At 43.9% G+C, this 23,510-nt stretch carries 19 protein-coding genes; 8 read left to right on the forward strand and 11 right to left on the reverse strand.

Annotated features, from left to right (window positions below; genetic code table 11):
- Positions 1–72: 72 nt before the first annotated feature.
- The 7 genes from AAGA51_RS07070 to AAGA51_RS07100 all read left to right on the forward strand — a co-directional run bounded on the left by AAGA51_RS07070 (position 73) and on the right by AAGA51_RS07100 (position 8,068).
- Positions 73–1,458 carry a cache domain-containing protein gene (locus tag AAGA51_RS07070; protein ID WP_042482639.1) on the forward strand — a complete coding sequence of 462 codons (1,386 nt, stop codon included), beginning with the start codon at positions 73–75 and terminating at the stop codon, positions 1,456–1,458.
- Entirely contained in the window at positions 1,455–2,084 is a 630-nt protein-coding gene (locus AAGA51_RS07075) for a response regulator (RefSeq protein WP_042482636.1), read from the forward strand. The genes AAGA51_RS07070 and AAGA51_RS07075 overlap by 4 nt, the downstream gene beginning before the upstream one ends.
- A complete protein-coding gene (locus AAGA51_RS07080) occupies positions 2,084–3,028 on the forward strand; it encodes a LysR family transcriptional regulator (RefSeq protein WP_042482634.1) in 945 nt (314 codons plus the stop codon). The genes AAGA51_RS07075 and AAGA51_RS07080 overlap by 1 nt, the downstream gene beginning before the upstream one ends.
- 106 nt (positions 3,029–3,134) lie before the next feature.
- Positions 3,135–4,718: an acyl CoA:acetate/3-ketoacid CoA transferase gene (locus AAGA51_RS07085; protein ID WP_042482633.1), complete on the forward strand. Its 1,584-nt coding sequence runs from the start codon at positions 3,135–3,137 to the stop codon at positions 4,716–4,718.
- A gap of 63 nt (positions 4,719–4,781) precedes the next feature.
- Positions 4,782–5,516: a 3-oxoacyl-ACP reductase FabG gene (gene fabG, locus AAGA51_RS07090; protein ID WP_042482631.1), complete on the forward strand. Its 735-nt coding sequence runs from the start codon at positions 4,782–4,784 to the stop codon at positions 5,514–5,516.
- A 16-nt stretch (positions 5,517–5,532) separates the two neighbouring features.
- Complete coding sequence (locus AAGA51_RS07095; protein ID WP_042482628.1) at positions 5,533–6,753, forward strand: acetyl-CoA C-acetyltransferase; 1,221 nt, start codon at positions 5,533–5,535, stop codon at positions 6,751–6,753.
- Between the two features lie 484 nt (positions 6,754–7,237).
- Positions 7,238–8,068: a LysR family transcriptional regulator gene (locus tag AAGA51_RS07100; protein ID WP_042482620.1), complete on the forward strand. Its 831-nt coding sequence runs from the start codon at positions 7,238–7,240 to the stop codon at positions 8,066–8,068.
- 110 nt (positions 8,069–8,178) lie between these two features.
- Here AAGA51_RS07100 and AAGA51_RS07105 read toward each other — a convergent pair whose 3' ends face one another.
- Complete coding sequence (locus AAGA51_RS07105; protein ID WP_042482617.1) at positions 8,179–9,111, reverse strand: alpha/beta hydrolase; 933 nt, start codon at positions 9,109–9,111, stop codon at positions 8,179–8,181.
- Between the two features lie 879 nt (positions 9,112–9,990).
- Here AAGA51_RS07105 and AAGA51_RS07110 point away from each other — a divergent pair.
- Positions 9,991–10,335, forward strand: a complete 345-nt coding sequence (locus AAGA51_RS07110; RefSeq protein ID WP_042482615.1) for a DUF3316 domain-containing protein — start codon at positions 9,991–9,993, stop codon at positions 10,333–10,335.
- A 163-nt stretch (positions 10,336–10,498) separates the two neighbouring features.
- On the opposite strand, the gene nlpI is transcribed toward AAGA51_RS07110, so the two are convergent.
- From nlpI to AAGA51_RS07160, 10 genes are all read right to left on the reverse strand, one after another.
- Entirely contained in the window at positions 10,499–11,434 is a 936-nt protein-coding gene (nlpI, locus tag AAGA51_RS07115; protein ID WP_102964308.1) for a lipoprotein NlpI, read from the reverse strand.
- Positions 11,435–11,833: 399 nt separating this feature from the next.
- The gene (locus AAGA51_RS07120) at positions 11,834–13,867 is read right to left on the reverse strand and encodes a methyl-accepting chemotaxis protein (RefSeq protein WP_255209367.1); all 2,034 of its coding nucleotides are present in this window, start codon (positions 13,865–13,867) and stop codon (positions 11,834–11,836) included.
- Positions 13,868–14,061: 194 nt separating this feature from the next.
- The gene (locus AAGA51_RS07125; protein ID WP_042482612.1) at positions 14,062–15,324 is read right to left on the reverse strand and encodes a urate hydroxylase PuuD; all 1,263 of its coding nucleotides are present in this window, start codon (positions 15,322–15,324) and stop codon (positions 14,062–14,064) included.
- Positions 15,270–16,637: a guanine deaminase gene (guaD, locus tag AAGA51_RS07130; protein WP_042482610.1), complete on the reverse strand. Its 1,368-nt coding sequence runs from the start codon at positions 16,635–16,637 to the stop codon at positions 15,270–15,272. The genes AAGA51_RS07125 and guaD overlap by 55 nt, the downstream gene beginning before the upstream one ends.
- A 1-nt stretch (position 16,638) precedes the next feature.
- The gene (uraH, locus tag AAGA51_RS07135; RefSeq protein WP_042482607.1) at positions 16,639–16,962 is read right to left on the reverse strand and encodes a hydroxyisourate hydrolase; all 324 of its coding nucleotides are present in this window, start codon (positions 16,960–16,962) and stop codon (positions 16,639–16,641) included.
- The gene (gene uraD / locus AAGA51_RS07140; RefSeq protein WP_042482605.1) at positions 16,959–17,450 is read right to left on the reverse strand and encodes a 2-oxo-4-hydroxy-4-carboxy-5-ureidoimidazoline decarboxylase; all 492 of its coding nucleotides are present in this window, start codon (positions 17,448–17,450) and stop codon (positions 16,959–16,961) included. Before uraD ends, uraH begins: the two co-directional genes overlap by 4 nt.
- Positions 17,447–18,388, reverse strand: a complete 942-nt coding sequence (gene xdhC / locus AAGA51_RS07145; protein ID WP_052404564.1) for a xanthine dehydrogenase accessory protein XdhC — start codon at positions 18,386–18,388, stop codon at positions 17,447–17,449. Before xdhC ends, uraD begins: the two co-directional genes overlap by 4 nt.
- Complete coding sequence (gene xdhB / locus AAGA51_RS07150; protein ID WP_042482603.1) at positions 18,372–20,756, reverse strand: xanthine dehydrogenase molybdopterin binding subunit; 2,385 nt, start codon at positions 20,754–20,756, stop codon at positions 18,372–18,374. The genes xdhC and xdhB overlap by 17 nt, the downstream gene beginning before the upstream one ends.
- Positions 20,749–22,158, reverse strand: a complete 1,410-nt coding sequence (gene xdhA / locus AAGA51_RS07155) for a xanthine dehydrogenase small subunit (protein ID WP_042482600.1) — start codon at positions 22,156–22,158, stop codon at positions 20,749–20,751. The genes xdhB and xdhA overlap by 8 nt, the downstream gene beginning before the upstream one ends.
- Before the next feature lie 160 nt (positions 22,159–22,318).
- Positions 22,319–23,395, reverse strand: coding sequence for a BMP family ABC transporter substrate-binding protein (locus AAGA51_RS07160; protein ID WP_042482598.1), 1,077 nt, complete (start codon positions 23,393–23,395; stop codon positions 22,319–22,321).
- Positions 23,396–23,510 lie beyond the last annotated feature (115 nt).

The following is a 23,510-nucleotide window of genomic DNA, read 5'->3' on the forward strand; positions in this document are numbered from 1 at the left end:
ATTGTGTCGGTAGTATGTGCAGTTTTTGACAGGACGAATCAGTAAAACTACGTACAAGAATTGGAAGCAAATATGGGCTTTACCAGGAACAGAAAGCTAACGGTTAATATCATCTTACTGTCGATTGTCCCCTTGATTATTGTGGTTGCGATTGTCGCTGCCATCCTATTTAGCCAAGCAAAACAATTAGTTGAAGACCAAGTTCAACTCACCAGAAATAATATTCTGGCGGCCAAAAAACAAGAACTGAAACAGTACGTAGAAATGGCAGTGAAAAGCATCACGCCTTACTACCTAGACGAGTCGTTAAGTGATGAACGCGCGAAGCAAATAGTTGCTGAAAAGTTGAGCCAGTTAACATATGGAGTAGATGGTTACTTCTTTGCCTATAACTGGCAGGGTGATGCGATTGTGTTGCCTTATCAGCCTGAACGTATCGGTCTTAATTGGTGGGAAGTTGAGGATGTAGAAGGTAAAAAACTGCTGCAAGAACTGATTCGCGTAGGCAGGGCTGGCGGCGGTTTTGTCGATTATTTATGGCACAAACCGTCTACCAAAGAACCACTGCCTAAACTCAGTTACGCCATTTCATTGGACAGATGGCAATGGATGGTTGGGACTGGTGTCTATCTCGACGATATAGAACATCAAGTTGCCCACATGCAAAACGGCTACGATCAAAACGTAGGCAGAACCAGCAGCGCGCTGTTTTTTGTCATGCTGATCTCTATCACGGTTATTGCTGCTCTAGGTGCTTCTTTGAACTTAAACATACGACGCTTAGCGAATGAGCAGTTGAGTGTGTTGAATCAGCAGATCATCGATTCTCAGGAAAATGAACGACAGCGTGTATCCCGCGAGTTGCATGATGGTGTTAACCAACTTTTAGTTGCTGCCAAGTACCGTTTGGACAACGTTGGCAAAGAGCTCAATCAGGAAAAACAGGTGAGAGAACTCGATGCGAGCAAGCAAGTGATGGAACAAGCGATTGTCGAATTGAGAAGGATCTCACGAGACTTGAGACCACCGCAATTGGACGACTTAGGGTTGGTGGCAGGTATTGAAGCCTATATCAACGACATGCGCCAACGTACCGAGCTTGAACTGGTGTTTGAGCATGACATTGAAGGTGTGGAGATGCTTCAAGAGGTTGAGACTACCTTGTATCGAGTCATTCAGGAAGCAGTGCACAACGTCGAAAAACATGCTCAGGCGCAAGGCGTGGACATCATTATGCAGCGCGAAGGGCAACTACTGATTTTAACGGTGAGTGATGACGGAATTGGCATTACACCCACCATTGCAAAACCGGGTAAACGCAATAAACCAAATTTGGAACATATGGGGTTACAGAATATGAAGGATCGTATTCATGCCATTGGCGGTACGTTCGCCGTATCAAGTATACAGGGCGAAGGTACTGAGATTCGCGTCAGCTTAAATATGGAGTTTGTATGATTAAGTTGGTACTTGCCGATGATCATCGCCTGATGCAGGACGGTTTAAAATCGCGTCTAGAAAGAGAAGAAAACCTTGAGATTCTGTCTTGCGTCGGCACAGGAGCTGATGCACTCAAAGCGACACTCACTCTCAAACCCGATGTGCTTTTGTTAGATATTAATATGCCCAACATGAATGGCATCGAGATGCTGGAAAAACTTTCCCAATCTAAGTCAGAAACGGCAGTGATTATGCTGTCGATGCACGACAGCAAAGACTATGTGGTTCGCTCGGTAAAAGCGGGAGCGAAGGGCTATGTGTTGAAAGATGTGGGTTCCGAAGAGTTGGTGATGGCGATTAATCAGGTCGCCCAAGGGCGATCGTATTTGTGCCCTCAGGCTTCCGATCGTCTTCTAGAACAAATCAACGACAAGCCAGAGCCAAAAGACAATGAGCTTTCCAAGCGTGAATCTGATGTCCTTAAACTTATTGTCAGTGGCGCATGTAATAAAGATATTGCCGATACTCTGCACATCAGTGTGAGAACTGTTGAAACTCACAGACTGAGAATTAAGAAAAAGCTCGGCGCTACTTCTACAGCAGCACTGGTTAAGCTCGCGTTAGATAAAGGGTTGGTAAGTTGATGACAGGAAAATTGTTGTCCAGTCGCCAACCTATCTTGGATAAGATCGTCTTTTTCTGTGCGGTACTGAGAACAGGTTCATTTCGCGAAGCAGCTCTTCAACAAGGACTTTCTCCTGCAGCAGGAAGCCGCTGGGTGAAAGAGCTTGAAGAAGCCATGTCCGTTGAGCTTATTAAAAGAAGTACCCGACAGCTGGTGGCGACTCAGGCAGGGCAGCTTCTTTATGAACGCTTTTCACCGCTGCTGCCGGATATCAATAACTTGTGCGAAGAGGTACAGAATCTTGCGGCTGAGCAGCAAGGTGAAATCAAGATCTCCTCAACGCCTTTGTTTGCGCGCCAATATCTGACCAAAATTGTGGCGGAATATATGGAGATGCATCCTCAGGTGCATTTTCGCATCTTTATTGAAGCAGGAGACTTTGACCCTCTCACAATCGATTTTGCCTTTAGAGCCACAGCCAATTACGATGGTGATATCTCCCCTGATTCTTTGCTTGTGCGAAAGCGCGTTCTTACTGAGCCACTTTATCTCTGTGCTTCAAAACAGTATTTGCAGGAACATGGTGTGCCTGAAACCCCTGAGTTTTTAACACAGCATCGTTGCCTGTATGCGAGAACCTTATTGGGGGGAACACGCTGGAGCTTTGAACTGAATGGCAAGCAAGAATTCGTCACTATTCAGGACACACTAGAGTGTGACAACAGCGAAATGCTGCTCGATTTCGCAATGGAACACGCGGGAATTGCCTATCTGCCTCATTCACTGGTGCACAAATGCATTGAAAGCGGCGATTTGATTCAGATTTTGCCTGACTATCGCTGTGCCAGCTTTGATATTGACCTTTTGTATCGACCTCGCTCGCCGATGCCCGAACGTTGTGCTCGCTTCAAACAGTACTTGTTAGAGCGAGTGAGTGCTATGCGCAGCGAAGGGATGTTCTAGCTCGGATGATTATTGCAAATTCGAAATTCACAATCTCTATATGTGCAATTATCAAAATGCTCCTTTATGTCTAACCTGAAATTCATCGAATCAAGGAAGGTGAATTGTGGTTACGAAACTTACAGCAGATCAAGCAGCGCAATGGATTGAAAACGGGCAGTCAGTCATGCTCGGAGGCTTCATTGGTAGCGTGGTGCCAGAAGCCATCGAACGAGCGATTGGTGAACGGTTTCAACAGTCAGGTTTGCCGAAAGATCTCACTCTGGTTTTTGCTGCCGGTCAGGGCGATGGTAAATCACGAGCGATTAACCATCTTGCACAGCAAGGTTTGGTGAAAAGAGCCATTGGCGGACACTGGGGGCTTGTACCTAAGCTGCAACAGCTGGTGGTCGATAATCTGATCGAAGGTTACAACCTACCCCAAGGCGTAATTTCTCATTTGTTGCGTGATAGCGCAGCCGGAAAGCCCGGTTTGTTTACCAAAGTTGGATTGGGCACTTTCGTTGACCCGCGTATCGAAGGTGGCAAGCTTAATTCTATTACTTCTCAAGACTGGGTTCGATTGATCGAAATCGACGGTGAAGAATATCTGTTCTATAAAAAGCTTCCTATTGATGTCGCTATTTTACGTGGCACCACCGCTGATGAAAACGGCAATATCACCATGGAAGATGAGTGTCTGATTGTTGAAAGCCTCGCAGCGGCGCAGGCTGCGACCAACAACAATGGCAAAGTGATTGTTCAGGTTAAGCAAATTGTGCCAGCGGGTAAGCTAGACCCACATCTGGTCAAAATTCCGGGCATATTCGTTGATGCGGTTGTGGTGTGTGAAGACGTAAGCGAGCACATGCAGACGTTCGCAACCCAAATGAACCCTGAGTTTATTGGGCGAAGCAACAAACCATCGCACAGCAAAATTCTAGCCTCACATGTTGAGCAGACGGTTGAACCGGTCATTGATGCTAAAACCATTATTGCCCGACGCGCAGCAATGGAACTTAAGGCGAACTCGGTACTTAATCTTGGCATTGGTGCGCCTGAATATATTGCGAAAGTCGCTCAGCAAGCGGGCATTCTGGATACATTCACATTAACAGTGGAACCGGGCGCCGTGGGTGGTTCTCCAGCCAGTGGATTAGATTTTGGTGCTTCCGCATTTCCTGATGCGATTATCGGGCAAGATCAAATGTTCGATTTCTATGATGGTGGTGGTGTTGATCAAGCGTTTTTGGGGCTTGCTCAATGTGATGCCAAAGGTGATATCAATGTTTCCCGATTCGGCACCAAAATCGCTGGTTGTGGCGGGTTTATCAATATCACGCAAAACGCCAAAGAGGTGTATTTCTGCGGCACTTTCACCGCCAAAGGTTTGGATGTTCAGGTGGAAGGCGGGCAACTGCAAATCACTACTGAAGGTAGCCAAAGTAAGTTCATCTCCAAAGTCGAGCAAATCACCTTCAGTGCTCATCAGGCATTAAAAGCGAATAAGCCAGTGCTTTATATCACTGAAAGGGCGGTATTTCGGATGGTAGCGCAAGGTATAGAGCTGATAGAAGTTGCTCCGGGTATTGATGTGGAGCGCGACATTCTCCATCACATGGCCTTTAAGCCTTTGATTAGCGCTGAGTTAACAACGATGGATAGCGCAATTTTCCAACCCATATTTTCATTAAATCTGCACTCAGACTAGATATCAGAAGCGGATTAAACCCCTACATTTCAATAAAAAAGATAAAACAAAAGGTCAGTAAATATGTTTCAAAACAAGATATGCATTGTCACAGGCGCCGCACAAGGAATCGGTAAAGCGATTGTTGAGCGTTTTTATACTCAAGGCGCTGAAATGATCTACGCGTTGGACATGAATGATAAGGCCTTGATGGAAGCGTATTCTCATATTGAGCGAGTGGTGCCTGTCACTATTAATATCTGCGACAGAGTAGCAGTAGCAGAGCTTATCACCAGTATTCAAGCACAGTTTGGAAGAGTGGATGTATTGGTAAATAACGCAGGTGTCACGCGAGATGCACTTATCGAAAAAATGACAGAAGCGGAATGGGATTTAGTCATTGATGTCAATTTGAAGGGGGTGTTTAACGTTACTCAAGCGGTTGCCCCTTTAATGATGGAAAACAATTATGGTTCGATCGTCACTATGTCTTCTGTTGTTGGTACCGATGGCAACATTGGCCAAAGCAATTACGCAGCAACCAAAGGTGGCGTGATTGCAATGAGCAAAAGCTGGGCGAAAGAGTTTGCACGTAAAGGAGCGCAAGTGAGATCAAACTGTGTTGCTCCGGGCTTTATCGAAACACCAATGACGGAGGATCTGCCTGAAAAAGTCCTCAATATGATGAAAGAAAAAACACCATTAGGGCGTATGGGAACCACCGAGGATATCGCCAATGGCGTAGAGTTTTTGGCAAGTGATAAGTCGAGTTTCATTACCGGACAAGTACTAAAAATCGACGGTGGCTTGGTGCTCTGATTGGAGGAATAACGCTATGAATAACAAAGTTTATATTGTTGCAGCGAAACGCACCGCAATCGGCACTTTTATGGGAAGTTTGTCGCCAGTGACAGCGGTAGAACTAGGCAGCGCCACAATTAAAGCGGTGTTGGAACAATCGGGTGTTCAACCTGAGAGCGTGGATGAAGTTATTGCGGCAAATGTGCTTAGTGCTGGGCAAGGACAGGGGGTAGGGCGACAAGCCGCAATGCACGCAGGTATTCCTGCTGAGACACCTGCATACACACTCAATATGATTTGTGGTAGCGGTATGAAGTCCATTTTGAATGCAGTGAACGCTATTCGAGCTGGCGATGCAGAGATTGTCGTCGCTACAGGAATGGAGAGCATGAGTAATGCGCCCTTTGTCATGAATGGCAACCTGCGTTCAGGCAATAAAATGGGCGACTTCTCTGCCACTGATACCATATTAAAAGATGGATTAACGGATGCGTTCAGCGGCATTCATATGGGCATTACAGCCGAAAATATTGCTAAGCAGTTTTCTATTAGTCGCGAAGAGCAGGATAAGTTTGCTTTAGCCAGCCAACATAAAGCGGAAGCTGCAATTAAAGCAGGGCGGTTTAACGGAGAGGTCATCCCGCTTGAAATCAAAACCCGTAAAGGCAACATCACGGTTGAAACCGACGAACACCCTCGCTTTGACGCAACACTTGAAGCGCTTTCTCAGCTTCGCCCCGCGTTTGAAAAAGAGGGGACAGTGACCGCTGGTAATGCTTCAGGTATCAATGATGGCGCGTTTGCTGTTGTCGTTGTTAGTGAGAACGCAGTGAAGCAGCATGGATTGAAACCGTTAGTGGAAGTGGTATCGACGGGACAGGGTGGTGTGGCTCCAGAAGTCATGGGTTTAGGCCCAGTTCCAGCGATTAAACAGGCGTTAACTCGCGCCAAGTTGAACCTTTCTGACATCGACAAGGTGGAACTCAACGAAGCGTTCGCTGCGCAGGCGATTGGCGTGATGAAGTGTCTTTCAGAGCAGCACAATCTGGACCAATCTTGGTTTGATGAACACGTGAATGTGAATGGCGGTGCTATTGCACTGGGTCACCCTATTGGCGCTTCCGGTGGCCGTATCGTCACAAGCTTGATCTATGAAATGCTGCGTTCTCAATCTAAGTTTGGGCTTGCATCTTTGTGTATTGGTGGCGGTATGGGAACCTGCCTGCTCATAAAGCTCCGGTTCGGAGCTTTATGACTTTATATGAATCAGTATTTTCATGTGCAAGACTTCAGTTGTGTATGGGTACGGTGTGTTTGCTCAGTATTTACGTCGAAATATATCAATCTAATCCAATATCTCGTTTCATGTGTTCGCTAAGCTCACATTTACTACGTAGATTGATTCTATTCTTGTTGTGGCGAACTCTTAACTCATCACCAAATAACTTAATAAACACTTTTGTATAAAACTGGGTAGCGTTATATAAAAGGTTTAAAAGTTTGCTTTTATTTTTACTATTTATATCTGTATTCATGGTTTTATTTCTCATGGTTAATGTCCAAAATTAAAAATGGAGGAAAATTTTATTATTTAAACCAATGGAGATTGTTATTTTTATTTGTTCGAGAATATTTTTTTAGAGTGGTTAAATATCCCTTCCATGCTCCGATGAAAGATAGTTATACTAAGTGAGCATTTAAAAGACAACGTGACTCAGAGTTGCAAATAGGTAACAATCATGGAAATGATGAACAATGAATTAATCTGCTTTGCTTCGGTTTGCAAGCATCTTTCCCTGACGGAGGCAGCAAAGGAGCTGGGATTGTCAAAGGCTCAAGTTAGCCGCCAATTAATGACTTTAGAGAAACAGCTTGGCGTCACGCTCGTCCACAGAACGACCAGAAAACTAGTTTTGACCGATCATGGAGAAAGCATTAAAGAACTTGCGATTGAATCTTTAGATAAATTAAAAGAACTCAATTACAGAGCGAAATCACTGAGTGACTGCATTAGTGGTAAATTTAAAATAACTATGCCTAATTCAATTGCTTCTTCTATTTTTGGTGAAATACTGAAAAGCCTTAAAGAGCGTTATCCAGCCGTTAACTTTGAAATATCTTCAAGTAACAATGTTGAGAATTTATTAGAAAGTAAAGTGGACATGGCAATTAGACTTAATAATATTGTTGATGAGACTCTGATTGCACATAAGGTAGGCAGCTATCACGATATTTTAATATCGAAATCGGATAACGCTAAAAACAATACACTACTCATCTATAAGAACCACTCTAATAAAGAGGCTATAAAGACCAATTACAGTGATGTTATTGAGGTTGATAATACGTCTATTTTGATGAACTTTGTTGCCAACGGTATAGGCGTGGGTGTTATTCCTAACTATCTGATGAAAGGAAGTAATGTAAATAATCTTCACGTTACTCAAACGTTTGATACGGAAAGGTCGATGTACATCGCTTATCCGTATCAAAATCCACTTCCCAGAAAGTTGGCCGAGATATCAACTTTTATTAGAGAGGAACTAACCAGTATCTTAAGCAACAAATAAAGGGTTGTTTCTTATCCATTCAACCTGCTTACTCAGAGCTTAAATTTCTATAACTGGTTGTTCCGTTCAATGTACACACTGCTGAGACCGTTGAAATGATGAGTCTGGTATTAATCGCATGTAGCCCTAATGTCTTCGGAAATACGATGCAAGCAACGTTTGGCACTCTCACTTACGCCCGACAACTGATGAAAACCATGAATGACACCTAAGTATCTTTCACAATATGCCTCAACTCCGGAATCCAACAACTGCTTATACAGTTGTTCACCTTCATCCCTCAATGGATCGAATTCTGCGGTGATGATATACGTCGGCGGTAATCCATTTAACTCGGCGCATGCTAAAGGATTGAGATCTGGATTGGTGTTGATTGAACCTTCATCCATTTCACCCGTGTACATAGAGAAACCAGAAAGCAGCATGTTCGCTGTGATGATGTAGTCAGTGCCGTTTTGAACATAGCTCTGTGACTTGCCGAAAGGATCAAGCATCGGGTAAAGCAAAATTTGTTTCTTCGGTAGCCATTTTTGATTTTGCTTTAAGCGTAAAGTCGTGGTTAGTGCTAATTGTCCACCGGCACTATCACCAACAAAGACGATGTTACTGGTATTGCCACCGTATTGAGCTGCTAACTCTTTTATCGCTAATACGGCGTTGTAAACATCATCGTGTGCAGCTGGATAAACGTTTTCAGGCGCTAAACGATATTGAATACAAATTACGATACTGTTTGACAACTTGGCTATCTGTCTTAGTTGTTGTTCGTGTGTTTTGAATCCACCACTGATAAAACAACCACCATGAAAATAGATGGTGATTGGCAATCCTTCAGCGTTGATCGGTTTGTATACTTTCAAAGTGATACCGTTGAGTTGATCGACGAACTCGTCAAACATCTCAGGGCTGCTGCCTGATAGAATCGTACTGGAAAGGTAGCCAGTTCTTCGATTTTCAATGTCATGTGCCGAGGGGCAAGGTTTTCCGTCTGCAATAAAAGCTTCAACAAGTTCTCTTATTCCTTTTTCTAGTTGATTCATCATCTAAGCCACCGACTTGTTTCATATGTTAGGCTTCAATTGTGCATTTTTACTGTGTATTTGTACAGTAAGATATTTTTAAAAACACACACACAACAACTGTTTTTTGGGGAATCAACAAGTATAAATACTACTAAGCCTTTGTAGGGAAGGGGCAATGAAGTGATAGGGAAGATACCTGAGTCATTGCGTATTGAACAATCGCTGTTTTTACTAGAGAAAATACCTATGTAAGTAGCTTATGAGTTTTATATCAATAGGTTATGGTTAAATATCTAACACGTCCTTATGTGGTTTATGTGTGTAAGTAACGGCTTCTGTTCGGCGACCACTTATATAATATTCAGTTATTAGTAGTATAAAAAAGTAACAATCAAAATTAGTGAGTCGTTAGAATAAGATTGTAATAAGAATTAATAGTTGATTATTAAAGTAAAATAATTTAATTCTAAAAGTATTTTAAGTAGTTATTTAAAAAACAATCTGTAACTGCATAATAATAAAAGAAATTTAAATTATTGAATGCATGTGTTTGTTAATTATATATTTATTTTTCATGTTGTAGTGTGTTTATATATTTTTATATCTAACAGTATGTTTATTAATGACTTTATTTGTCATTATACTTATAAGTAATATCGTATACTAATATTTTATTAACTGGTTTACTTTGTTTTACGAGAAATTATATTATAAAACTTGATCTAAATCATAATAATACTAAAGTGTAAGTGTATGACCAGAAATACCTTGGCTTACGTTTACCATAGAAATTATTTATATTGCTTATAAGTTGCTAAATTTCTTGGTAATAGGAAGGTAAAGCAAGTACCAATACTACTTACGATACTTTCATTGGTTAGTTCATTGTAAGGAAATATTATGAAAGCGTTAATCACCTTAGCATGCTATATGCTAGTTGCGTTTACCGCTACAGCAGGGCCCCGTGAAACAATCCATAGAGATGCAACTCTGTATTCCGATTCGTTCGCTTCCAAACAAGAAGCAATCGATGCCGGTTTTAACATGTATGAGGCACTAGAAACGGCAAGCGATAGCGATTTACGATGGAAACTAAATACGACCGGAGATACTGTAATCGGTGGCACTATGGTAGTTGAAAGTGCACAAGTCAAAATTGAGGAGTTCCCTGCAAGCAGAGACACCATGCAATATCGTGCGATTGTAGAAGTTGATTACAACTACAAAGCAATTTCAGATAATTAATTTTTTATCTCAACTCTGTTTAATACAGAGAATATAGTTAACATCTATATCGAAGAGTAAGTTATGGTTAAGCATGAGTTGTTTGATTGCTATGCTGAAATAAAAGGTGATTGTAGTTAATCACCTTTTCAGTATTTATTGTGGGTAATTTTATCGATATACATTAACGATAAACAAAATTCTCTTGTTTGTCGTTTTTTATTGCAGATTTAAACTGGTCAGAAATTCTATCCAGCTCTAATAAAGCATAACTGTGTTCACTGTAGTTAAATACATTTAGTGATAAAGCAAGTTTATATACACATAGTGCTCTTTTAATATCACCATTAGCCATGTAGCTTTTACCTAAATAAAAGTAAGCTTCGGTGAATTTTTGAGCCATTACTGTATTGTTCACGGTGCTGTTGACGATATAGTTTGAGATATCCTCTTCATTTACCTGATTTAATATAACGCCTACCAGCATCCATTCCCATTGGTCAGTTTTATTTTCATAAGTCGATTTTAGTCGGGTAAGAGCGGCGTTTTTATCTGACTCAGATTCAATAATATAGAGCCACAATGCGCTGAAAGGATCACTAGGATTACTTTCGTAGTAAGTTCTCATGTCTTCTAACGCGAGATCTGGTCTTTTACCGTAGTACTGAGCAACAGCTCGGTTAAATACGGCGCTTAAATTTGAAGGGTCAAGTTCGATGGTTGAATCGAAAGCTTGATAGGCCGTATCAAACTTACCGATTTGCGTGTAGTACATACCAAGTAAGTTATAAACATCAGCTTGTCTTGGATTAATTTCTAATGACTTAAAATAATCCATTCTGGCAAGGTCTCGTAGGCCCATACTGTCGTAAGAACGACCACGATCTAGGTATATCTGGGCTTTATCGGCAGCCTTAACTTTGTCTCCAGACAGGAGTTGGGTCAGCTCTGCGATATTGTTTTCTGCCAATGCATTCGGCTGTAAAGGGACTGCCATTGCAGGATAGCTCTCTTGCTGGGCAGTACTTGTTGTATTAACAGGTGTATCGACTGAACTGACCGGATTACACCCAGCAATAGCAACAATACTTACACACAAAAAGCCGAACTGTTTAAACATAAATCTACTCCTTCTTACTTCCGCATACCCGTTGGAAGCAACTTCGGCACCTTTATAGCACAAAAAGTAACCAGATAGTCAACTGTTGAGTGTTTAATCATTAGTGCAATCACAGTTCCTAGGTTTCTGAACTTAAAAGGACACCTAACAATATGAAATTAAAGAAAATATTTTAAGTGACTGATATCGCTAGATATTGTGCAGATTGCTAAAAGTGTAGGGTAGATTCATTGTCGTTAGCACAGTCGTTTAGGTGGCTTATCTGTCCACCTAAACGTTCCTTAACGGTCACTTTTTGCTAAGCAGCGACAGCGACCAGTAATGAGACATTAAAAGACGTGTATATGTGCAGAGTAGTTAATCTGCCAAATTTCGATTGTTTTGCTCGATGGAACTTACTCAAACTCTAAACTTCGACACTTGGTTGTTCAGCTCAATGTATACACTATTGAGATCGTTAAACTGTTGGCGAATCTCTTTGGATGCTCGGTCAACTCCGTCAGTTTGGTCTTTCATTGAGATTAGATTTTGATTGATCTCATTGGAGACGCTGGACTGTTCTTGAGTAGCCAGAGCGGTCTGTTCGGACAAATCTCGTACTGAACTGAGAGAACTGTTCAGCGCATCGAATACCTGAATAACGCTGTCAAAATTGCTCACTGCGCTGTTGGCGTTGTCTTTACTGAGCTTGATTGCGGTAAACGCGTCAGAAACACTGTCGGTCAACTGGCTAATCATTTTCTCAATCTGATTGGTACTTTCACCTGTCTGAGTTGCAAGTTTACGAACTTCATCGGCAACAACCGCAAAGCCTCGACCAAATTCTCCTGCACGTGCAGCTTCAATTGCAGCATTCAAGGCGAGTAGGTTGGTTTGTTCGGCAATCCCACGTATGACTTCGAGAACAGATGAGATGGCCTCTGAGTTTTTCTCTAGCTCTTCGGCTTTGGTCATCGTCACATCAATATTGTCGACAAGTGAATCAATACTGGCGTGGGATGATGTCACTACATCTCGGCCTCGGTCAATGTGCTCGGCTGCGGATGTGGATTCATCAGACGTATTGGCTGCAACATCTGCCATCTGAGCGTTCGCCATCGACATTTCGCTGGCAGCACTAACGATGGAATCGCTCGATTCCACTAACTTTTGCGTGATATTGCTGACTGAGTTAGCCACAGCCTCCAAGCGATGTGTTGAGTCACCCAATGCTGAACTTTTTGATTGGATAGTCTTCATTATCGTTTGCAGATTTCCAACGAAGGTATCGAACTCTTGTGCCAAATCGCCCAACTCATCTTTTGCGCTAGAGTTGATTCGTGCTGTCAAATCACCATCACCTTCCGAGATTTCGCGAATTCGCTGCGAGATGTTGTTTACATTTTGCGTAATGTTTTTCGGTATGTAGTAGCTGATCAAGAACGCTATCAGAAAACCAACTGCCACTATACCAATGGTAATTTGTTGATAACGTTGAATCTCCTGAGCCGTCTCTTGTTCTTTTATCCGACCTTGGTTCTTTACTGCTTCTCCGGCTTTATCGAGTACGTCTCTAATACGCTCAAACTTCTCGTCGGTAGAGGACAACACGTCTTTCTGACTGCCAGCGATTTTTATTTCATCAGAATCCATGAGATCTGAACTCTCTTTAAACCAGCCTGAAAAAAGGCCGTCAAATTGTTCATAGGGAGTAACAAACTCAGGTTCGGCAGACATCAAGGTTCTGTAAGATTGAAAACGGTTGTTTGCTTGTAGAGCGTTTTCTTGGAAATCGTTGAGGTTTTTCTCTGCATCACCAATACCAGTGACAAACTTTTGCTGAGCTAAACGTGCTTGATATAAATCGCGGTCAGCATTAAGCACTTCTGCTAACGCATCCAGATAGCGTTTAAGTATCTGACGGTCAGTATTATCTTCACTCCAGTCTGACGCATGGACACGAAGTTTCGCCTCAGCCTGATCGAGCAAATTACGCATAGTAAAGAAGTCTTTATCGATATCAGTCAAACGATCATTCACGAACTGGCTTGCAACATAGATAGAAGAAACATTTTTGCTGCTTTGGAGCCAATCATCGTAAAGTGCGTCAAAGTTATTAAAAGGTGCTACTAATTTTGGTTCATCAACCAGATACTTGCGGAAACTTTGGAAGCGATCATAGACTTGTTGTGCGTTCTCATCGAAGTCTTTTTGTTGTTGTTGTTTGTCTCCGTAGTCAGAGAGCATTTCTGCCTGGGCTAAACGTGCTTGATAGATATCACGATCCGCATTGAGCACGACTGCTATGGCTTCGAAGTAGGACTTGGTTTGTTTCTCCATCGCCCGATCTTCTATCTTGATGATGACCTGCATAAAGACAAAAATTGAAATCACTAGCACAGTGAGCAAAATAATGGGCAACATCATTTTTAATCGAATCGAATGAAGTCTCATACTAACCTCTTAAAGAAATAAATGTTGACCACACTAAAGTGGCACTTTCCGTTAAGATTTAGTGTAGTTCACCGTTGCATATGCGCAAATTTGATCAGCTTTGTGAAAACAGGAATAGGGTATAGATGCTGTGGTGATTTCTGCATTTTCAGAAGGGATGTAAAACCACCAGCATTGTGCTGGTGGTTTTTCGGTTACTCGCTGGCGTTGAGTATTTTATTCAGCTCTTGGCGTTCATCGTCGGTCATTTCTGTTTTATTGAGGAACGGCATATCGCCACTGACGACAGCGCGGGCAATGATACGGGATTTCCAACGTTCCACATCTTGCCATGTATCAAATATCGCACCACTTGGTGCCACTTTAAACACATCATCTGTAGGTGTTGAACTGTGGCACTGGCCGCAGCGAGCTTCAATAATGCCTAACGCTGAGTGTTGTTGTTCTGTGAGTTGAGGCTCAGCTTCTACAGAAGCGGTTGCCACTGATTCTGTCAATGCAGACTCAGAACCTTGCGCCGCAACCACTTTTGGCGCGTGTAGTTGTGATGTTGCTTGCCAACTAATTGCAACTGCCAGAGCAAACATAGCGCCAGCACCAACATACATCACGCTCGGTTTTGACTGACCAGAGTGCTTGAGGTTGAAGTAATGGCGAATGTAAGCACTAATAAGCATAATTAAAAGCCCAATTAACCAGCTTTGTGCGTGCTGGTAAACCATCGGATAGTGGTTACTGATCATCAAAAAGATGATAGGCAGCGTGAAGTAGTTGTTGTGGATTGAACGACGTTTGCCTTCTAAGCCCGGAGCTGGGTCTACAGGTTCACCGGCTGCCACTTGTTTTACCATCTTCCGTTGACCTGGGATGATCTTATGGAAAACGTTGTTCACCATTATCGAACCGATCAGCGCACCCATGTGAATGAAAGCACCACGGCCACTGAACATATGGGCGAAAGCGTAGAAGAATAGCGCGCCGAATAGCACTATCACTGCAATAAACAGAGGTGTTGAACGGTTCAATGGAGAACGCATTAATCCTTCGTACACAACCACGCCAAGGAAGATAGTCCCTATACCTAAACTCACAGCTTGAAGCGTGCTCAGTTCCATAACACGAGGGTCAATAAGGTAAGCTTGCGCGTTGAAGTAGTACATCCAAATTAACAACGCAGTACCTGTCAGCCAAGTAGAGTAGGCTTCCCATTTAAACCAGTGCAGCTTTTCAGGCATTTGTTCTGGACCAACTTGGTATTTGGCGACTTCATAGAAGCCACCACCGTGGATCGCCCAAAGATCGCCTTTGATTCCTTTGTCCTGTTTCCACTTTGGCGGCGTTTCTAAAGAGTTATCTAACCAAGTGAAATAGAAACTTGCGCCAATCCATGCAACACCGCAGATTACATGGAACCATTTGATAAATAGCGCAATCCATTCGTAGAGTTGTGGCCACATAACATCACATCCTTTTGATAAACTAATTTTCCATGAACATAGGTTTTCTCGATCACTCGCTCGTCACCCAGTGTGACCAAAGCGAAAAGTTGCTCTGACAATTCCTGACAACGCAAAATGCGCTGTTTGAGCATCGGAAATGCTGTGAGATCGAGTTCTACGAAATCGGCTTCTGTGCCGACATTAAAATTGCCGATGAGGTGGTCGAGCCCCATAGCTGCCGCAGCTCCCTGAGTGCAGAGATAGAGAGATTCAAACGCATCTAAGCTCACGCCTTGTAACTGACATACTTTGTAAGCATCACTTTGGTTGCGCAGCAGACTCAAACTGGTGCCAGCACCGACATCACTGGCGATAGCGATTGGAATTCCTGCCTCTTTTGCTTTTTGATAGTCAAACAAACCACTACCTAAAAACAGATTCGATGAAGGGCAGAAGGCAATAGAAGCGCCGTTTGCCGCTAAAGACTTAAACTCACGGTCATTAAGATGCAGAGCATGTCCAAACAGGGCGCGGTCGCGCACAAGGTTGTAGCGCTCATACACAGCTAGGTAATCGTCGTCTTCAGGGAAAAGATCTTTTACCCACGCCATTTCACCGTGGTTTTCACTCAAATGGGTTTGAATGAAAGTGTCCGGATGTTCTTTGGCAAGTTGTCCGGTTTTGGCAAGTTGTTCAGGTGTGCTGGTTGGTGCAAAGCGAGGGGTAATCGCGTATAGTGCACGCCCATTTTTGTGCCAGCGTTCAATCAGCTCTTTGCTGTCACGATAGCCGGATTCCGGCGTATCTTGCAGCTCGTCAGGACAGAAACGATCCATCATGATTTTGCCGCAAATCATCCGCGCATCATGTCGTTGCGCTGCGGTAAAAAACGCGTTAACCGACTGCGGATGAACGGTGGCAAATACGCTGGCTGTGGTTGTGCCATGAGCAAAAAGTTGCTTGATGAAGAACTCTGCCTGAGCATTGCAGTAGTCTTGATTAGCGAACATTAGCTCTGTTGGAAAAGTATATGTGTTTAACCAATCCAACAGTTGTTTACCATAGCTGGCAATCATCTCTATTTGAGGGAAATGCACATGGGCATCAATCATCCCCGGAATAAGCAGTCCGTGATGCTGAGTCACATGTCCTTGAATCAACAACGCTTTATTAGCTGAGATTGAAAAGAATTCTTTGGCATCTCCTACATGGGTAATACGCCCATTTTCCACCACGAGCACACCGTCATTCCAATACTGATAGTTCTCAGACGGTGACGATGTCACTTTTGGGAAGTGGAGTAAGCTTCCTCTATGTACCTTTAACGTCATACTAACTACCTCGATAGCTGGAGTATGAGTAAGGCGAAAGAAGTAGCGGTATGTGGTAGTTTCTATCGTCGCTCACGGTGAAATGCACATCGATCATTGGGAAGAAAGACGCTCCGAATTGTTCTTCACAGTAAGGCTGAACGAGAAAGCGCAAAGTAAAGTTATGTTTATCAAGCGTAATGCCTTCAAAAACGGCACGACCATCTTCGTTTGTGGTTTCCTCAGCAAGGCAATCGAAACTGCCCAAGCGATAAAGTTTTACAACGATATTTGCAGCGGGATGACCGTTAGCGGTGTCCAGTACATGGCAACTGAGTTTGTTCATAAATAAGCTTCCATTCTTATCTGACTGATTTTTTGTTGTTCTATTGCGGCTTGTTGCAACTCTTGTTCTCGAGTGCAGTTAATGCGCGCTTTTAACATGCTGAGCATTTCATCTGCGCTTTTGTTGGTAGCACATACGATGAAGATAAAACCGAATTTCTCTGCGTATTCTTTGTTCAGTGAAAGCAGTTGCTGCAAGGTTTCATCGGAGGCGCCTTTTACGCCACCTTGCTCTTTTTCACTTAACGATTTTCCCTGTGCGTATTTCTTTTGCAGAGTAGAGATATCACCAATCATTGGGTGACCAGCGAACGCCTCCAGCCAATCTTGTTCTTCAAGTTCTGCAAACGCTTCCTCTGCCGCGTTTTTGAGCTCTGAAGGACTTTTAAAAGGCATTTGTGCTTTCACCAACGATACCCATTTCTGACTGGTGCAGATTTTGTTCAGTGCTTGATCGTCGAGTTCCAAGCTCGTTCGTACTGCTGTCATTGCTTTTCTTCCTTTAAAACCTTACGAGCTTCATTTGCCTGCTTCCATTGCACTTCTTCGCTGTTGCTTTCACGGTTAATGGTGTTGGCTTCTTGTTCACTGAATAAGCCAATCAGCTGAGCCGCTACCGAAACAGCGACCTGCATTGGCAATTTGCCTTTCACATCCGGATGACCAATCGGGGAGGTGAGGTTATGAATGAGATCAGCATCGGTGAGTTGCTCTTTCAAACGGTATTCAAAGCGCTGTTTTTTACCTTGTGAGCCGATAAGACCGACAAACGCGAAGCGGTTTTCTTCCAGTGCCAAACGCGTAATTTCAAAGTCGAGCCCATGATCTTGAGTCATCACAATGACATACGCGTTGTTAGGTAGTTGGCCCAACGCTTCAATCGGATTTTCCAGCAGTTCAACCTTGATACCTTTGTCCTGTAGAGGCGCAAGCCATTCGTGGCGGCTATCAACCACTGTCAATTGACAAGGCAACTCATTTAACACTGTGGTTAATGCTTGGCATACGTGACCAGCGCCAAAGATAACTACCTGAGGTGTCTGAGTATGGAAATACTCAAACATCACCTGAACCGCGCCACCGCAACATTGACCGAGATCCGCCGAAAGGGAGAAACGTTCAATGGCGACTTGGCTTTGATGAGACGCTAATCCTTCACGAGCCTGAGCAATAACTTGAAACTCAAGGTTACCACCGCCCAGCGTGTCGAACTGGCACGCTTGAGTAATCACCATTTTTGCACCGCTTGATCTCGGTACCGAGCCAACGTAGGCAACCACAGTTGCGATGCAATAAGCTTCGCCTTGATGTTCAAGCATCTGGCACGCTTTCAACCAGTGCATGCCTGGGTTGTTGAGCAGTCCATTCTTATTGAACTGATCAACATTGAACTGCTCAAAACCTTGAGGATTATGGTGTGACGGCATCTTCGGTCTCCTTCACAACATGGTGTTCAAGCCATTGAAGCTGCTCTTCACACGCTCTCAAAATGGTTTCGCCGGTAGCAGGGGCATGCAACTGCGGCGCATGTTTGTGACCACTGATAGAAGCCACTGCATCATAGGTTGCACACCAAACGCTGATTGCATGCATAAAAGGCGGTTCGCCCACCGCTTTCGAGCGATAAATGCTGTGCTCTGGGTTGGCTTTTTCATACAAATCAATGTGCATCTGTTTTGGATAGTCACCAATGGTCGGGATCTTGTAGTTCATTGGACTGTTACTGAGCAGGCGACCGTCTTCATGCCACACAAGTTCTTCAGTGGTCAGCCATCCCAAACCTTGCACAAACGCGCCTTCAATCTGACCTCGGTCAATGGCTGGGTTTAAGCTGTTGCCCACATCGTGCAGAATATCCACGCGATCAACACGCATCTCTCCGGTTAGTGTGTCGATGGTAACTTCGGAACAGGACGCGCCTAATGAGAAGTAGAAGAAAGGATGTCCAGTCGCGGTTTTTCTGTCGTAACCAATTTTTGGTGTTTGGTAAAAGCCGGTTGCAGAAAGAGATACACGTGCCATATAAGCTTTTTGTACCAACTGAGCCCAAGTGACGGTTTCATTCACACCTATTAGCTCGCCGTTAACGATATCGACGTCTTCAACCTTGTAATGACTTCGAGCGAACTCCAACAGACGCTGTTTAATCTCTAATGCTGCTATATGCGCTGCCATGCCATTCAAGTCGGCACCAGAAGATGCGGCGGTTGGAGAGGTGTTGGGCACTTTGTCGGTACGGGTAGAGGTAACCAGCACCTTGTCTAAGCTCACGCCAAAAGTTTGCGCCACGATTTGTGCAATCTTGGTATGCAGACCTTGACCCATTTCGGTACCACCATGAGAAACCTGCATTGTGCCGTCTGTGTAGACGTGGATAAGCGCACCCGCTTGGTTAAGGTGTGTTGCGGTAAATGAAATACCGAATTTAATCGGTGTTAACGACAAGCCTTTTTTCAATACTGAATGGATTTTGTTCCATTGATTTACCTGTTCACGACGAGCACGATAATCACTGCTTTGCTCAAGCTGCTTCATGATTTCGAGCATGGCGTCGTATTGATCTACCTGCATTCCATAAGGCGTTACATTTTTACCAGCGCGGTAGAGATTTTTAAGGCGAATATCGAGTGGGTCTTGTCTGACAGTTAGCGCCAGCTCTTCCATCGCTTTTTCGATCACTATCATCCCTTGAGGACCACCGAATCCACGATAAGCTGTATGAGAAACCATGTCGGTTTTTAAGCGGTTGCCTTCAATACACGCATTTCCTAGAAAATAAGCGTTATCGGCATGGAACATCGCGCGGTCGACAATCGCATCAGACAAGTCAGGTGAGTGACCACAAATACCGTTCACTTGGATATCGGCCGCGATGATTTCACCTTGTTTGTTCGCCGCGATTTGGTAGCGGTTGTAGAACGGGTGACGTTTGCCTGTCGCCGTCATATCAATACCGCGAGGCAGGCGCATTTTAACGGCTCGTTTTGTGTGATAAGCCCCTAATGAGGCTAAACATGCCCATTGTGCCGCTTGGCTTTCTTTACCTCCAAAGCCACCCCCCATGCGTCGCATATCAACGGTAACTCGGTTGAAATCAACATGCAGAACTTCAGCAATCAGTTTTTGAATTTCAGAAGGGTTTTGAGTTGATGAACGTACAAAAATTCCGCCATCTTCGGTGATTTCTGCAAGGCTCACTTGTCCTTCCAGATAAAAATGCTCTTGACCGCCGACGTGCATATCGCTGTCTATGGCGATATCCGCATTATCAAACACGTTCTGTTCAATGTGTTTGCCCATTTGGTGCGAAGGGAGCAGCTCACTGGCGTTTTCGTGGCTTAGCACAACTTCATCTTGTTGGTATTCAACAGAAGCTAAACGCGCGGCTTTCCACGCTTGGTCGTGAGTGGTTGCCAATACTAGCGCGATAGGCTGACCGAAATAGCGAATTTCATTGTCCAAAGCCAGCAGTGGATCGCCTTTGAAAATAGTACCAATGTCTTTCTCACCGGGAATCGCATCCGCAGTAAAAACCTTAACCACACCTTCGGCATTCTCAACAGAAGAAAGATCCAAGTTAGTAATTTTGCCTTTGGCAATGGATGAGATGACAACCGCAGCATGAAGGCAGTTTCTTGGAGTTACATAATCGTCAACAAACAGGGCTTCGCCACTCACTTGTTTATCCGCACTTTCATGTTTGTGCGGTTTGCCGACAACCTCAGTGACAGGTTGTTGAGCAGGAGTTTGAGTATTAACAGCAGTTTGTTTAAAAACGGAAGTTAATTTACGCATGTTGCACCAACCTTGTTTCAACTTGCTGTGATTCTAGGTAAAAGCGTTGCAGCAGGTTTTGTACCAGTTTTACGCGATACTCCGCAGAGCCGCGAACGTCACTTAACGGATGAATCACCTGAGTAACCTTTTGACGTGCTTTGTTCACGATAGGTTGGGTGAGTGAATGACCGACAAAGACTTCTTCCAGTTCAAATAAACGTACAGATTTAGCGGCCACACCGCCTGCTGAAATAATGCAGCTCTTGACGCGTTTGTCTGAACCGATTGTCATGTTGATAGCCAGAGTCACGGTAGCAATGTCGTCCTCGTAACGCTTACTGACTTTGTAGATGGCATGAAGCTGGTTTGGTGCTAAACGCGGTAGGTGAATCGCACTGATCCACTGGTTCGGTTTGATTAAGGTCTCGCGATAGCCAGTGATGTAATCTTCTGGTGCATAAAGGGTTTTGTTTATGCCATCATCCAGTTCAATTTTGCCCTGAAGGCTCATCAGCAGTGGTGCAATATCACCAATAGGTGAGGCGTGACCAAGGCTTCCTCCCAGTGTTGCTCGGTGGCGAATGGTCAAACTGCCCAAACGTTCAATCACTTCATCCGTGGTTGGGAAGTGTTTCTTCATAAATTCATGAACAATGTTCATTGGAACCGCTGCGCCGACACGCCAGCCTGAAGTGGTTTCGGTAATACCAAGCAGGTCATCAACGTGTGAAATATCAATCAGTTCGGGAATGGATTTCAGTTGTTGCGTGACTTCCAGCGACAAATCAGTACCGCCAGCAATCAGTTTTGCATTCGGATGTTCAGCGCGTGCTTTTGCCAGAGCTTGACGAGTGGTTGGCTTAATATACTGAGCACTTTCTAATGGCTGAACAGATTTCATCCATGCTTTAACGCTTTCGATTTCAGCGCTGAGTGGATCTTCAATCGCAGTGGTTGCAATGGTGTTGGCGGCTTCAATGAGCGGACCGTAACCCGTACAACGGCATAAGTTACCTGCTAAGAAATCGGCAGGGTGTTGTGGTTTTTCGGTTTGTTTGGAAAGTGCGTATAACGACATCACAAAACCCGGTGTGCAGAAGCCACATTGGGTGCCGTGTTTATCTACCACTATTTGTTGAACAGGGTGGAGTTGGTTGCCCTGTTTCAGGTGTTCAACGGTAATGACCTGTTTGCCATGCAGTGAGTGAATTGGCGTGATACAGGCGTTTATTTGGCGATAATTGACGTTATCACCCTCTAAGCTGACTAAAACGACAGTACAAGCTCCGCAGTCGCCGCTTGCGCATCCTTCTTTAGAGCCCGTCATCTGCTTTTGTTCGCGCAGGTAGTTCAGCAGCATGGTATCTGCTTTGGCAGACGCCACTTTGACGACCTCGCTATTAATCATTAGCTCTAACATAACTTCCTCTCTCCCTTTCTAATTGTAGCTTTAGCCTTACTTTCTGCGCTTCCTTGCTTCAATGAGTACGGGTTTTTGTTATTAAACTTGTCCAACTGGTCAACTATTTGGTTAAAAAAAGACTCGTCTGCTGTGAGCTAGCAGACGAGTCGCGACGTGATTAATTAGGAATTTTTGCGTCGATACCTTCAACGTACCAGTTCACTGCTGCTAGCTCTTTGTCTGTTAAAGAGTGACCTGCTGGTATAACTTCCTTGCCTTGGTTGTCTTTCATAGGCCCCGTAAATGGAACGATTTCGCCTGAAATGATCTTCGCTTCTGTGTCAGAAATTGCAGTTTTGATCTCTTCAGGAAGGCTAGGGTTGATAGCAACAATTTGTAGCAACTCATCTTTTAGACCACCCCAGTAGTCTTCTGGTTTCCAATTACCGTCCATAACCGCTTGCACAGTTTTGATGTAGTGTGGTGCCCAATGGTCACGTACAGAGAACATGTGAGCTTTCGGTGCAAAGTGGCTCATATCAGAGGCTTGACCAATAGCCATCATGCCGCGTTTTTCTGCTGCAATAAGTGGTGCTGGGCTGTCAGTGTGTTGAAGAATAATGTCTGCGCCTTGATCCATAAGCGCGTTCGCAGCATCCGATTCTTTACCTGGGTCGTACCAAGTGTTCACCCAAACGATTTTTAGTTTGATATCTGGGTTTATGCTTTTCGCGCCAAGATAAACGGCGTTGATATCACGAATAACTTCAGGGATTGGGAAAGTTGCAATGTAGCCAAGCGTGTTTGATTTTGTAGCCATACCCGCTGCAACGCCAGATACATAACGACCTTCGTAAGTACGAAGTACGTAAGTACCTAGGTTTTTATCCATTTTGTAACCCGTCGCGTGTTCAAACGTTACTTTAGGGAAGCGTTTGGCTGCTTTCGCTGTTGGGTTCATAAAGCCGAATGACGTCGTGAAGATAACTTCATTGCCTGACTTAGCGAGCTGAGTGATAACACGTTCAGCATCCGCGCCTTCCGGTACGTTTTCCACGAATGTAGTTTGCACTTTGCCGTTGAAGTGTTTTTCCATTTCCAGACGGCCTTGGTCGTGCTCATAGCTCCAACCGTGATCGCCAACAGGACCCACGTATACAAAACCGACTTTCATCGGATCTTCCGCAAGGGTAGAAGTTGAAAACACTGCAGACACTGAAAGTGCTGCAACCGTCATCCACTGATTTATTTTCATGAAATTCTCCATTTCAAAGATATCGCTATTTTAAGATAGCTATTTGGTTGTCCATTTTTGCTCGCAAAAGTGTATTGATAGGGAGTTGCTTGCAAAAAATTCGTGATACGAGATT

It is taken from the genome of Vibrio diazotrophicus (assembly GCF_038452265.1).
In the GTDB taxonomy this organism is placed as follows: Bacteria; Pseudomonadota; Gammaproteobacteria; order Enterobacterales; family Vibrionaceae; genus Vibrio; species Vibrio diazotrophicus.

Excerpts from the sequence above, each read along its gene's own strand:
- AAGA51_RS07070 (WP_042482639.1), top strand. The coding sequence starts at position 73 with ATGGGCTTTACCAGGAACAGAAAGCTAACGGTTAATATCATCTTACTG.
- AAGA51_RS07075 (WP_042482636.1), top strand. The coding sequence starts at position 1,455 with ATGATTAAGTTGGTACTTGCCGATGATCATCGCCTGATGCAGGACGGT.
- AAGA51_RS07080 (WP_042482634.1), top strand. The coding sequence starts at position 2,084 with ATGACAGGAAAATTGTTGTCCAGTCGCCAACCTATCTTGGATAAGATC.
- fabG (WP_042482631.1), top strand. The coding sequence starts at position 4,782 with ATGTTTCAAAACAAGATATGCATTGTCACAGGCGCCGCACAAGGAATC.
- AAGA51_RS07095 (WP_042482628.1), top strand. The coding sequence starts at position 5,533 with ATGAATAACAAAGTTTATATTGTTGCAGCGAAACGCACCGCAATCGGC.
- AAGA51_RS07100 (WP_042482620.1), top strand. The coding sequence starts at position 7,238 with ATGGAAATGATGAACAATGAATTAATCTGCTTTGCTTCGGTTTGCAAG.
- AAGA51_RS07105 (WP_042482617.1), bottom strand. The coding sequence starts at position 9,111 with ATGATGAATCAACTAGAAAAAGGAATAAGAGAACTTGTTGAAGCTTTT.
- AAGA51_RS07110 (WP_042482615.1), top strand. The coding sequence starts at position 9,991 with ATGAAAGCGTTAATCACCTTAGCATGCTATATGCTAGTTGCGTTTACC.
- nlpI (WP_102964308.1), bottom strand. The coding sequence starts at position 11,434 with ATGTTTAAACAGTTCGGCTTTTTGTGTGTAAGTATTGTTGCTATTGCT.
- AAGA51_RS07120 (WP_255209367.1), bottom strand. The coding sequence starts at position 13,867 with ATGAGACTTCATTCGATTCGATTAAAAATGATGTTGCCCATTATTTTG.
- AAGA51_RS07125 (WP_042482612.1), bottom strand. The coding sequence starts at position 15,324 with ATGTGGCCACAACTCTACGAATGGATTGCGCTATTTATCAAATGGTTC.
- guaD (WP_042482610.1), bottom strand. The coding sequence starts at position 16,637 with ATGACGTTAAAGGTACATAGAGGAAGCTTACTCCACTTCCCAAAAGTG.
- uraH (WP_042482607.1), bottom strand. The coding sequence starts at position 16,962 with ATGAACAAACTCAGTTGCCATGTACTGGACACCGCTAACGGTCATCCC.
- uraD (WP_042482605.1), bottom strand. The coding sequence starts at position 17,450 with ATGACAGCAGTACGAACGAGCTTGGAACTCGACGATCAAGCACTGAAC.
- xdhC (WP_052404564.1), bottom strand. The coding sequence starts at position 18,388 with ATGCCGTCACACCATAATCCTCAAGGTTTTGAGCAGTTCAATGTTGAT.
- xdhB (WP_042482603.1), bottom strand. The coding sequence starts at position 20,756 with ATGCGTAAATTAACTTCCGTTTTTAAACAAACTGCTGTTAATACTCAA.
- xdhA (WP_042482600.1), bottom strand. The coding sequence starts at position 22,158 with ATGTTAGAGCTAATGATTAATAGCGAGGTCGTCAAAGTGGCGTCTGCC.
- AAGA51_RS07160 (WP_042482598.1), bottom strand. The coding sequence starts at position 23,395 with ATGAAAATAAATCAGTGGATGACGGTTGCAGCACTTTCAGTGTCTGCA.